The organism is Bacillus sp. MD-5 (assembly GCF_002201875.1).
Classification (GTDB): Bacteria; Bacillota; Bacilli; order Bacillales; family Bacillaceae; genus Bacillus; species Bacillus stercoris.
Map to the genome: position 1 here is coordinate 2,545,444 of NZ_CP021911.1, position 12,230 is coordinate 2,557,673.

General features: G+C 45.7%; 10 protein-coding genes, 1 other RNA gene and 1 other annotated feature. Of the genes, 1 reads left to right on the forward strand and 10 read right to left on the reverse strand.

What is annotated here, in order from left to right; genetic code table 11:
- Window positions 1-30 precede the first annotated feature (30 nt).
- From recD2 to cymR, 5 genes are all read right to left on the reverse strand, one after another.
- The gene (gene recD2, locus CDO84_RS12905; protein ID WP_040082303.1) at window positions 31-2,427 is read right to left on the reverse strand and encodes an SF1B family DNA helicase RecD2; all 2,397 of its coding nucleotides are present in this window, start codon (window positions 2,425-2,427) and stop codon (window positions 31-33) included.
- Window positions 2,428-2,451: 24 nt separating this feature from the next.
- Complete coding sequence (locus CDO84_RS12910; RefSeq protein ID WP_206696623.1) at window positions 2,452-3,072, reverse strand: tetratricopeptide repeat protein; 621 nt, start codon at window positions 3,070-3,072, stop codon at window positions 2,452-2,454.
- Between the two features lie 85 nt (window positions 3,073-3,157).
- The gene (gene mnmA, locus CDO84_RS12915; RefSeq protein WP_004398509.1) at window positions 3,158-4,273 is read right to left on the reverse strand and encodes a tRNA 2-thiouridine(34) synthase MnmA; all 1,116 of its coding nucleotides are present in this window, start codon (window positions 4,271-4,273) and stop codon (window positions 3,158-3,160) included.
- A gap of 27 nt (window positions 4,274-4,300) precedes the next feature.
- Complete coding sequence (locus CDO84_RS12920; protein WP_040082302.1) at window positions 4,301-5,443, reverse strand: cysteine desulfurase family protein; 1,143 nt, start codon at window positions 5,441-5,443, stop codon at window positions 4,301-4,303.
- Window positions 5,444-5,461: 18 nt separating this feature from the next.
- Complete coding sequence (gene cymR, locus CDO84_RS12925; RefSeq protein ID WP_003225879.1) at window positions 5,462-5,878, reverse strand: cysteine metabolism transcriptional regulator CymR; 417 nt, start codon at window positions 5,876-5,878, stop codon at window positions 5,462-5,464.
- Between the two features lie 202 nt (window positions 5,879-6,080).
- On the opposite strand from cymR, the gene CDO84_RS12930 reads away from it, so the two are divergent.
- On the forward strand, window positions 6,081-7,346 hold the full coding sequence (locus CDO84_RS12930) for a replication-associated recombination protein A (protein WP_014664802.1): 1,266 nt from the start codon (window positions 6,081-6,083) through the stop codon (window positions 7,344-7,346).
- Window positions 7,347-7,385: 39 nt separating this feature from the next.
- Here the strand turns inward: CDO84_RS12930 and CDO84_RS12935 are convergent, their stop codons facing one another.
- The 5 genes from CDO84_RS12935 to CDO84_RS12955 all read right to left on the reverse strand — a co-directional run bounded on the left by CDO84_RS12935 (window position 7,386) and on the right by CDO84_RS12955 (window position 12,103).
- Window positions 7,386-8,150 carry a tRNA threonylcarbamoyladenosine dehydratase gene (locus CDO84_RS12935; RefSeq protein WP_014664803.1) on the reverse strand — a complete coding sequence of 255 codons (765 nt, stop codon included), beginning with the start codon at window positions 8,148-8,150 and terminating at the stop codon, window positions 7,386-7,388.
- Between the two features lie 81 nt (window positions 8,151-8,231).
- A non-coding RNA gene (gene ssrS / locus CDO84_RS12940) (6S RNA) lies at window positions 8,232-8,424 on the reverse strand.
- Window positions 8,425-8,484: 60 nt separating this feature from the next.
- Entirely contained in the window at window positions 8,485-10,263 is a 1,779-nt protein-coding gene (gene aspS / locus CDO84_RS12945; RefSeq protein ID WP_014664805.1) for an aspartate--tRNA ligase, read from the reverse strand.
- 13 nt (window positions 10,264-10,276) lie between these two features.
- Complete coding sequence (gene hisS, locus CDO84_RS12950; protein WP_040082301.1) at window positions 10,277-11,551, reverse strand: histidine--tRNA ligase; 1,275 nt, start codon at window positions 11,549-11,551, stop codon at window positions 10,277-10,279.
- A gap of 89 nt (window positions 11,552-11,640) precedes the next feature.
- Window positions 11,641-11,873: a binding site (T-box leader), on the reverse strand.
- Between the two features lie 59 nt (window positions 11,874-11,932).
- Complete coding sequence (locus CDO84_RS12955; RefSeq protein WP_014664807.1) at window positions 11,933-12,103, reverse strand: YrzK family protein; 171 nt, start codon at window positions 12,101-12,103, stop codon at window positions 11,933-11,935.
- Window positions 12,104-12,230 lie beyond the last annotated feature (127 nt).

The window sequence follows — 12,230 nt, forward strand, 5'->3', positions numbered from 1 at the left end:
GAAAAAACTCCCGCTTACACGGGAGCATGTTTACAGCTGTTCTTCTTTCATAAAATCAAATGGTGTAATGCCTTCCATGCCAATGTTGGCGTCGTGTACGCTGAATGGGAGCTCTTTTTGGAGAGCCTCAAGCTCGGCATCCATTTCCTCAACCTGTACGGACAGCCTGTTTTTTAAGGAGGTCTGTCTGACAGTTGCATCATTATTTTTCACGCCCCACTCCAGCGCCTCCTCTTCCCCACATAAAATGAGAAATTTCTTCGCTCTTGTAATCGCGGTATAAAGAAGGTTTCTTCTGAGCATTCTATAGTAGCCTTTCACAACAGGCAAAACCACAATCGGAAATTCACTTCCCTGCGATTTATGAATAGAACAGCAATACGCATGGGTAAATTGATTAAAATCTTTTTTCGTAAACGTCATTTCATTGCCATCAAAAGAAACGACGGCCATGTCTTCTTTTTCTGTATTTTCCTTTGCATAAAATATCGACGTAATTTCGCCAATATCTCCGTTGAATACATTGTTTTCCGGCTGATTGACAAGCTGCAAAATTTTATCTCCGGTTCTGTAGACAACATCCCCGAACTTCAATTCTCTCCGTTTTTCTTTCGGAGGATTTAAAATATCCTGCAGCATCACATTCAACTCATTGATGCCGGCTTTTCCTCTGTACATCGGAGCGAGGACCTGAATGTCCTTTGCCGTATAGCCTTTTTTCAATGCATTGGCGACAACCTTTTCAACAACTTCTTTAATTTGCGAGCCTCCGCAGCGAATAAAGGATCGGTCCTTTGTGGGGGCAGTCAAATTGTTCGGCAGCAATCCATTTTTCATCTGGTGGGCAAGCTCGACGATTGATGACCCCTCAGCCTGGCGGTAGATGTCTGTCAGTCTCACCGTGGGAATCACCTGGGATGCCAGTAGGTCTCTCAGCACTTGGCCCGGACCTACAGAAGGCAACTGGTCTTCGTCTCCGACAATGATGATTTGGATATGATCAGGGATCGCCTTGAATAGATGGTTCGCCAGCCATATATCAAGCATGCTGGCTTCATCGATTATTAACAGCTTCCCTTCAATCGGCTCATCCTCTGTATGGGAAAAGCCTTCAGCGCCGTTCCAGCCAAGCAGCCTGTGTATCGTGACTGCAGGAAGTCCCGTTGATTCACTCATTCGTTTTGCTGCTCTCCCTGTCGGAGCGGCCAAAACAATCGGAAAAGCTTCATCCTTTTTATAAGCTGACGGGTCTAGTGACACACCGTGAAGCTCTCCGTAGAGCTCGACAATCCCTCTGATAACCGTCGTTTTCCCTGTTCCTGGGCCGCCTGTTAAAAGAAGCATCGGCGAGGAAAGAGCTTTTTGAATCGCTTCTTTCTGGCTGGGGGCATACTGAACGTTCATCCGTTCTTCCAATTCCCCCAAAGCGAGCAAAAACTCTGATTCGGGAAACTGGTCATCATATTCAGTTTGGCTTGCGATATGTTTCACTCGCTTAGCAACATTTTGTTCAGCGTAAAACAGCGATGGGAAATAACAGCGTCCATCTTCTATGACAATGTCTTTATTTTCTCCAAGAGCAATAATCGCGTTAGCGGCATCCATTTCTGTGATGCGCTGATCTTCCTTTGCTGACTGGTTTAACAGTGATTGGGTGTCGATGATCAGCTGCTCCGTTTCTATGTACGTGTGCCCCTCTGACAGACAAGTCGTTTCAAGCGTGTACAGAATCGCAGCTTTTACCCGCTCAGGATGGTTACCCGAAAGACCCATTCTGCCGCCCAGCTCATCCGCTTTCCCAAACCCGATGCCTTCTACGTCCTTCACAAGCTGATAAGGATTTTCTTGAATTTTTTCAAGCGTCTCGGATTCATAGGCTTGATAGATTTTCATGGACAGCTGCGGGCCAAAGCCAAACTGGTTCAGGGAAATCATGATTTGCTCCAGCCCCTGATGCCGCTGCAAGGCACCGGCCAGCGTGTCTGCTTTCTTTTTTGAGAGCCTCGGAACATCATAAAGCACTGAAGCGTCAGCCAATATTTTGTTAATGGCGCTGTCGCCCAGCTTTTTCACAATTTCTTCAGCTGTTTTTTTGCCGATTCCCTCGAATAAATCACTCGATAAATATTGTATAATGCCTTCCTTAGTCGTCGGTATCTCTTTTTTGAAATGCTCCGCTTGAAATTGGAGCCCGAATTTCGGGTGTGTTACGATCTTTCCGTAAAACGTGTAGGTCTCTTCTTCTTGAAGCGCAGGGAAGTAGCCCGTCACGGATACGGCTTTATCTTCTATGGCTTCGGAGGTCTCTGTGACTTTCACTTTCAGAACCGTATATAAATTGGTGTCATTATGATAGATGACTGTGTTAACTGTCCCTTTTAAATAGGGCTCTTCCTCCAGTTTAAGCTGATCCGGATGCTGCTGCACGAGCTGTCCCTCCTCCTGTGCCTGTTATGATGGGTCGATCAGTTTTTTAGCATGAAGCGCAAGCATATGATCTGGCTGGATATCGATCGCCTTGTCCAGCATTTCCAGCGCTTTTTCTCGGTTTTCTTTATAAGCATAAGCGACACCGGCATTATAAAATGCATCTGCATGCCCGGGATCTTGCTCTGTTACAGCTGAGAACTGGCTGAGCGCTTCGTCCAGCATGCCCTCATTGGCTAAGCACATCCCGAATTGAAAGCGTGCTTCCGTATCGTTTTCATTCAGCTCAACCGCTCTTTGTAAATATGGCAGTGCAAGCTTAGGCTGTTCGAGCTTGACAAGAACCGTTCCGAGCATGTAAAACAGGTCGCCGTTTTCCATCCCCGCACGAAGCGCTTTTTCAAACATGTCTTTCGCTTCTTTGTACATTTCTTTTACAACATAGACATTTCCTGCTCCATAATAAGCAGTGGCTGCGCTATTGTCTAATTCAAGCGCTTTATCATAAAACGCAAGCGCACGTTCCAGCTCGTTTACGGATGAAAGCAGGTTGGCAAAATTGATATACGGAATCGCGTCTTCTTTATTTTCTTCAATCGCTTTTGTAAATGCCTCTGCCGCTTTCTCGTAATCGCCTTCCTGCATCGCCTCTATACCGAGTTGATTATAATCCACCGATCATCTTCCTTTCACTAAAAAACCCCAACTCAGTGTTGAGGTTTTTCATCTTTTATACGTACCACAATTTTGTTCCGTCTTTGTACACATCATCAATTGTCCCGCCGCCAAGGCATTCTTCACCGTCATAGAAGACAACGGCTTGTCCCGGCGTTACAGCTCTGACTTGTTCATCAAAGATGACTTCCGCTTCACCTTCGCCAGTCATGCGCACCGTCACTTTATGATCTTCTTGACGGTAACGGAATTTAGCCGTGCAGGAAATTTCTTCGCCCTTCATGATATCCGAACGTACCCAGCTGATATTTGTTGCTGTGATTTTGTCGGAATATAAAAGCGGGTTATGGAACCCTTGATCTACGTAGAGGATGTTCTTTTCAAGATCTTTCCCTACCGCAAACCACGGCTCGCCGCTTCCGCCGATGCCAAGGCCGTGACGCTGTCCGATCGTGTAGTACATCAACCCGTCGTGGCGGCCTTTAACTTCGCCGTCCATCGTCATCATATCGCCCGGCTGTGCAGGGAGATATTGGCTGAGAAACGTTTTAAAGTTACGTTCGCCGATAAAGCAGATGCCTGTACTGTCTTTTTTCGTCGCCGTTGCAAGTTCTGCTTCTTTGGCGATTTCACGCACACGGCTTTTTTGAAGTTCGCCGATCGGGAACATGACTTTGCTCAGCGTATCTTCTGTCAGCTGATTCAAAAAGTACGTTTGATCCTTGTTTTCATCAATGCCGCGCAGCATTCTGACTTTTCCACCGCTTCTGTCTACTCTTGCATAGTGGCCAGTCGCTAAATAGTCAGCGCCAAGTGACAATGCATGCTCCAAAAAGGCCTTGAATTTAATTTCTTTGTTGCACAGTACATCCGGGTTTGGTGTTCTGCCTGCTTTATATTCATCAAGGAAGTATTGGAATACCTTCTCATAATATTGCTTTTCAAAGTTTACGGCATAATACGGGATTCCGATTTGGTTGCAGACGCGGATCACATCTTCATAATCCTCTGTCGCCGTGCAAAAACCGTTTTCGTCCGTGTCATCCCAGTTTTTCATAAAGATTCCGATTACATCATAGCCCTGTTCTTTTAACAGCAGGGCCGCCACAGATGAGTCTACTCCGCCGGACATGCCGACGACGACTCTTGTATCCTCCGGCCGTTTTTCCATTTCATTCACTCCAATAACTAAGCCACCTTATTGTGTCAGTCGTTTGACAACGTCGGCCACATGTTTGGCAGCAGTTTTCACTTGCTCAGCCGTATTGCCGAGACCGAAGCTGATTCGAATAGAGGACGTCAGCCTGTCACTCTCTTCCCCGAACATAGCAGTCAGAACATGTGACGGCAGGACTGAACCGGCCGTGCACGCTGAACCGCTTGAGACAGCGACACCCGCCATATCAAGATTGACCAGCAGCGCTTCCACTGACACACCGGGGAAATAAAGATTCAAAACATGCGGCAGACTATGCTCTTTGTCCCCGTTGATCTCGAATGCCACACCTGCATCTTTAAGCGTGTCGGCAAAGATTGCTTTAAACGATTGATACTTCTCGTTTTTTTCGTCCCGTTCTTCACTTGACAGCTTAATCGCTTCTTTCAGCCCGACAATGCCCGGAACATTTTCTGTTCCGGCACGGCGTTTTCTTTCTTGCTCTCCTCCGAATAATAGCGGTGAAAGCTTCACATCTTTACTCGCATATAAAAAGCCTGTCCCTTTTGGCCCGTTGAGCTTGTGCCCGGAAACAGACAGAAGGTCAATATGGCTGTTTTTCACGTCAATTGGCAGCAACCCGAATGCCTGAACAGCATCGGTATGAAAATACGCTTTGTGTTCCTTCAGCAGCTCACCGATTTCATCGATCGGCTGCACTGTTCCGACTTCATTATTTCCATACATCACTGTCACAAGGATTGTATCATCACGCAGTGCTTCTTTCACCTGTTTTGCACTGACTCTTCCATTTTGGTCAACGTCCAGACACGTTATGTCAAATCCGTCTTTCTCAAGTTTTTCACATGTGTGAAGCACAGCATGATGTTCAATTTTTGTCGTGATGATATGTCTGCCCAGATCTTTACGTGCAAGCGCGGTTCCCATAATCGCCAAGTTATCAGCTTCCGTGCCCCCGCTTGTAAAAATGATCTCCTGCTCTGCCGCTCCGATTTCTGCTGCGATCTGCGCTCTTGCTTCATCCACCCATTTTCGAGATTCTCTGCCAAATGAGTGAATACTGGATGGATTACCGAAACTGCCTGAGAAATGCGGTATCATTTTTTCCAGCACGCGTTCATCCATCGGAGATGTTGCGGCATGATCTAAATAAATCCGTTCCATAATGTTTACACCTCTGATCTAAATATAGAACATATAAGCTTCTTGCTCTCCGTCTGTATAGCTGGCAAGATCCTCTAATGTTGTACTGTCTAAAACCTCTTTTACAGCGTCTCGGATGCGAATCCAAAGTTCACGCTTGGCAGGCTCCTCATCTTCCAGCACTTCAACAGGGCTGATCGGCCCCTCTAGCACACGGATAATATCTCCCGCCGTAATGGCATCCGGTTCACTGCCTAATACATATCCGCCATATGCGCCTCTGATGCTTTTCACTAAACCGGCATTACGGAGCGGCGATACCAGCTGCTCCAAATAATGCTCGGACAAATTATTCGTCTGTGCGATGCTTTTCAATGAAGTCGGGCCTTCACCATGCTTTTTTGCAAGCTCGATCATAATGGTGAGCCCGTATCTTCCCTTAGTTGATATTTTCAACATGAACACCTCTGTTATTTCATGATTTTCCACATTTATAATGGTAATTTCTATATGTTTCGTCCGTTTATTATCTAATAGACCAACTGTTATTATAACATACCTTCAGCGAATTTTCATTGAGGCAAAAGGAAACGGGCCTTTCCCCTTTTCTAATGTACGGTTTTCCGTTACCCTGTAATTAAGTAAGGAGAGATGATAAATGAAGCCATTGGCATATCGGATGCGTCCGACAAAAATAGAGGATATTATCGGCCAGCAGCATCTGGTGGCCGAAGATAAAATTATCGGCAGAATGGTCCAGGCAAAACATTTGTCATCCATGATTTTGTACGGGCCGCCCGGAATTGGAAAAACATCAATCGCCACAGCAATCGCCGGTTCAACAAGTATTGCTTTTCGAAAGCTGAATGCTGTCATTAACAATAAAAAAGATATGGAAATCGTCGCCCAAGAAGCCAAAATGTCCGGCCAAGTGATTTTGATTCTGGATGAAGTCCACAGGCTGGATAAAGGAAAACAAGATTTTCTATTGCCCTATTTAGAAAATGGGATGATCATTTTGATCGGAGCAACTACGGCTAACCCGTATCATGCCATTAATCCGGCGATCAGAAGCCGGACCCAGATTTTTGAGCTTGAGCCGTTAACACCTGAACTGATCAAACAAGCGCTGGAAAGGGCCCTTCATGATGAACATCGAGGCCTTGGCACATATTCTGTATCCATTGATGATCAGGCGATGGAGCATTTTGCTCACGGATGCGGAGGAGATGTCCGCTCCGCTTTAAATGCACTTGAGCTGGCCGTGTTGTCAACGAAGGAGTCAGCAGACGGTGTGATTCATATTACATTAGACACTGCGGAAGAATGTCTGCAGAAAAAGAGCTTTTCTCACGATAAAGATGGTGACGCGCATTATGATGTGCTGTCCGCTTTTCAAAAATCGATCCGCGGCTCTGATGCCAACGCTGCTCTTCACTATTTGGCAAGATTAATTGAAGCCGGTGATCTGGAGAGCATCGCAAGACGCCTGCTCGTCATCGCCTATGAAGATATCGGCTTAGCAAGCCCGCAAGCCGGTCCGAGAGTGCTGCACGCTATTCAGACCGCTGAGCGAGTCGGTTTTCCCGAAGCGCGAATCCCGCTGGCCAACGCAGTCATTGAGCTTTGCCTCTCACCGAAATCAAACTCAGCCATTCTGGCAATTGATGAGGCTCTGGCTGATATCAGAGCCGGAAAAATCGGTGATGTACCGAAGCATTTAAAGGACGCGCATTATAAAGGAGCTCAGGAATTAGGAAGAGGAATCGACTATAAATACCCGCACAATTACGACAATGGATGGGTCGAACAGCAATATCTCCCTGATCCTTTAAAGAATAAGCAATACTACAAGCCGAAACAGACAGGAAAGTTCGAATCCGCCTTAAAGCAGGTGTACGACAAATTAATGAAAAGAAAATAAAACAAAAACAGCCTTGCTCTTCAAGGCTGTTTTTATGCGTTATTTATCCTTTACGCGTTTGATTTCAATGTCTTTCAAAAGATCCATGACAACATGTCCACCCATAATCAAGCCTGCGACTGACGGCACAAACGCATTAGAGGATGGCGGCATTTTCGCTTTACGGATTTTCGCTTCGTCATTTCCCACTTCTTTTCTGACATCTTCCCGAATGACAATCGGGCTTTCATCAGAAAAAATCACTTGAACGCCTTTTTTGATGCCCTCTTTGCGTAATCTCGTACGGACGACCTTCGCAATTGGATCAGTGTGCGTTTTTGAAATATCTGCGATTTGGAAGCGTGTCGGGTCCGTTTTGTTCGCGGCACCCATGCTGGAAATGAGCGGAATATCCCGTTTCAGACATTCTTTCATTAAATGGATTTTATAATGAATCGTGTCTGACGCGTCAATGACATAGTCGAGATTATAGTCAAAAAATTGCTCGTACGTTTCTTCCGTATAGAACATTTTTAACGCGATCACTTCGCACTCCGGATTAATGTCAGCGATCCGCTCCTTCATTAAATCAACTTTCGGCTGTCCGACAGTTGAAAGCAGCGCGTGAAGCTGACGGTTTACATTTGTAATGTCCACATCATCTTTGTCAACAAGCAGAATGCGGCCGACGCCTGACCGCGCGAGAGCTTCCGCCGCGAACGATCCGACTCCGCCAACCCCAAGTACAGCAACCGTGCTGTTTTTCAGCGTTTCAAGGCCTTCTTTTCCGATAGCTAATTCATTGCGTGAAAACTGGTGTAACAAGAACCTCACTCCACATTCGTATTCTGGTTTCATCTATAAAATGGCTGATCCATGGGCAGCCGTTTTTCTGCGCACAAAAAATAAAGTCCCAATAGTGCCGTTGCAGCTTTCCTTTGTTTTGAACCCGCTCTCAGCAGGTGGGTGCCCTCTTTTAAATCTTGTAAGTCCTCTTTACCGAATGAAAAGAGGCATGTACGCCATTTAAAAATGCGGGCTCCCAAATCAAAAAAATGTTCGGTCAAAACTAGGTGTACAACTAACACATCAGGACTTTATTTAACTTGTCAAAATCATATCACAGACGATTTTGATTTTCAAGAATCGAACTGCACATTCAGTTCTTAACTTTTTTCTTGATAGAAAGATGAAGCTCATCAAGCTGAGCATCGCTTACTTCGCCTGGCGCTTCTGTCATCAAGCAGCTTGCGCTTGCCGTTTTCGGAAATGCAATCGTATCTCTCAGGTTCGTACGTCCAGCTAGAAGCATAACGAGACGGTCTAAGCCGAGTGCGATTCCGCCGTGCGGAGGAGCGCCGTATTCAAATGCTTCCAGCAGGAATCCGAACTGTTCAGCCGCTTCTTCTGGTGAGAAGCCGAGAAGCGCAAACATTTTTTCCTGAATATCCTTTTCGAAAATACGGATTGAACCGCCGCCAAGCTCATAGCCGTTTAAAACGAGGTCATAGGCTTGTGCTTTCATGTCTTCAGGCGCTGTTTCAATCAGCTCAAGGTCTTCGCGGACAGGCATTGTGAACGGATGGTGCGCTGCGTAAAAACGGCCTTCTTCCGGATCATGCTCTAATAGCGGCCAGTCGATGACCCATAAGAAATTGAACAATTTTTCATCAATCAGTCCGCGTTCTTTCCCAAGCTTTAAGCGCAGGGCGCCGAGTGATGCGGCTACAACTTCGAATTGATCCGCTCCGAACAGCAGCAAATCACCTTCAGCAGCATCAAGTGCTTCAATCAGCTTAGACTGCTTTTCTTCATCAAAGAATTTAGCGATCGGGCCTTTCACTCCGTCTGCCTCAACTTTCACCCAGGCAAGCCCTTTTGCCCCGTAGTTTGCAGCAAAAGCGCCAAGAGCGTCGATGTCTTTTCGTGAGTAGTCGCCGGCACCGTCTTTTACGTTGATGGCTTTGACCACGCCGCCGTTTGCTACAGCTGATGAGAACACTTTAAATTCCGTATCCTTTACAATGTCAGACACATCCGTCAATAGCATGTTAAAACGCGTATCCGGTTTATCAGAACCGTACTTGTTCATTGCTTCGTCATACGTCATTCGAGGGAGAGGAAGCTTAAGTTCCACACCTTTTGTTTCACGCATAACCTTTGCCATCATCTCCTCAGCCAATGACATAATGTCTTCCTGGCTCATAAAGGACATTTCAATATCAATTTGCGTAAACTCAGGCTGGCGGTCCGCACGCAAGTCTTCATCGCGGAAACAGCGGGCAATTTGATAATATCGTTCAATGCCTGATACCATCAGAAGCTGTTTAAATAGCTGCGGAGACTGCGGAAGCGCGTAGAACTCACCTTCGTGCACACGGCTTGGCACCAAGTAGTCACGTGCGCCTTCAGGCGTGCTTCCTGTTAAAATCGGCGTTTCAATATCAAGAAACCCGTTTTCATCTAAAAAGCTGCGAACAGCTTTCGTCACGTTATGGCGCAGCTGCATCGTCTGGAACATAGCCGGTCTGCGTAAATCTAAGTAACGGTGTTTTAAACGAACGTCCTCTGATACCTCTTCTGCTTGATCAGAAATCGCAAATGGAGGTGTCTTTGCAGCATTTAATACGTTCACTCCATCAGCATGAATTTCGATCGCGCCTGTTTTCAAATTCGGATTAACTGTTCCCTCTTCACGCGCCACCACTTTTCCTTGAATATCAAGCACGTATTCATTTCTGATACCTTCCGCAATAGCAAGCGCTTCTTTTGACACATCAGGGTTAAAAACGACTTGAACAATTCCCGTACGGTCACGCAAGTCAATAAAAATCAATCCGCCGAGGTCCCGTCTTTTTTGGACCCAGCCTTTCAGCGTTACAGATTCACCGATTGCTTGTTCAGTTATTTCACCGCAATAATATGTTCTACCAAACAATGTGTTCCACTCCTTATCCCTTTTGGTTTGCCTTCATTACATGTATAAATTCATCAAGTGCCACTTCAATCTGTTCGCCCGTCTGTGCATCCTTTACATTGATTTTGTTTTGGGCCAGCTCATCTTCACCCAAAATCGCAATAAATCTCGCATTCAAGCGGTCAGCTGTTTTAAACTGGCCTTTCATTTTCTTATTTTCATAATCGATTTCACTGGAAATGCCTGCTTCTCTCAGTTTGTACACCAATGAAACAGAATAATCCTTTGCTTTTTCGCCGAGTGTGACGATATAACAGTCGATTCCCTTATCAACAGGCAGCTCTCTTTTTTCAGCATCAATTGCGGCAAGCAGGCGTTCGATGCTCATCGCAAATCCGATGCCCGGTGCTTCAGGCCCTCCGATCTGTTCGACAAGTCCGTCGTAGCGTCCGCCGCCGGCAAGTGTCGTAATCGCGCCGAAGCCCTCCGCATTGCTCATAATTTCAAATGCGGTGTGGTTGTAATAATCCAGCCCCCTCACAAGGTTCGGATCAATTTCATACAAAATGCCAAGATCGTTTAAGTATTGTTTCACTTTCTCAAAATAAGCGGCTGATTCTTCATTTAAATATGTCAAAATCGAAGGTGCCGATTTCATCAGCTCATGATCACGGTCTTTTTTGCAGTCCAAAATTCTAAGCGGATTTGTGTGCAGCCGTGACTGGCAGTCTGAACAAAATTCTTCGATGCGAGGCTCGAAGTGTTTCACGAGCGCTTCTCTGTAGCTTTTGCGGCTAGCTTGATCGCCGAGGCTGTTTATGACAAGCTTAACGTTTTCTAAACCTGCTTTTTCATAAATACTCATCGCAAGCGCCATCACTTCAGCGTCTATTGCTGGGTCTTTCGAGCCAATCGCTTCAATTCCAAACTGATAAAACTGGCGGTAACGGCCCGTCTGAGGACGTTCATAACGGAACATCGGCCCTACATAATAAAGCTTTGTCGGCTGTACAGGATTTGCGAACAGCTTGTTTTCGTTAAAAGCGCGAACCGCAGCAGCTGTTCCCTCCGGACGAAGCGTCAGGCTTCTGCCTTTGCGGTCCTCGAAGGTATACATTTCTTTTTGTACGATATCTGTTGATTCTCCGACGCCTCTGGCAAACAGTTCTGTATGCTCAAAAATCGGTGTGCGAATTTCTTTATATTGATAAGTGCGGCAAGTGTCTCTCATAATTTGTTCAACAAACTGCCAGCGATCTGATTCTCCAGGCAGAATATCCTGTGTTCCTCTTGGAATGTTATATCCCATAAGTAGACCTCCTTATGTATTCCTTTTAAAATATACAATTGTCGTTCATGATGAAAATGAAAAAAACTCCCGCCCCTACTATACATGATAGTAGGGACGAGAGTTATACCCGTGGTGCCACCCTAGTTGGAATATGTTCATATTCCCGCTCGATCCTTTAACGCAGGTTCACGTTCGCTGCCTAATGGCGTTATTCACGCGTTCAGCAGGAAACCTCCGGAGTGTTGTTTCGAGAAAGACGCAATGGGATCCGCTTTCAGCCTGGGGCGGGTTCCTCTCTAGCCATGCAATCTGACCTACTCTTCTCCATTATTGGTTCAAATCTTTCATCATTTGCTATGTACTCAATTTCTATTATAATAATGGGATTGGGGTTCTCTGTCAAGCTTTATTCCGGTTGTTTTTCCTCAGCGCTGCTTCTTTGGACATAAGACCAAATTCAGATGCTGTTTCCGTTAGATAACCAGTCGTATCGGGATCTGCGTGATCGCTGTAATGCAGATTTGCTTCACCGTCTTGAAATGCCCGTCCCATTTTTGGATGATATTTCATGATTTGCACACCTTTTTGATTGTATTTACGCTTAGTATAAACAAATCATTTTATTTTTATTTAAAAATCAGAAAGGACTTTACGATATTAAACAAGAATGCTTTTTTAATGATCATCTGAAAGGAGG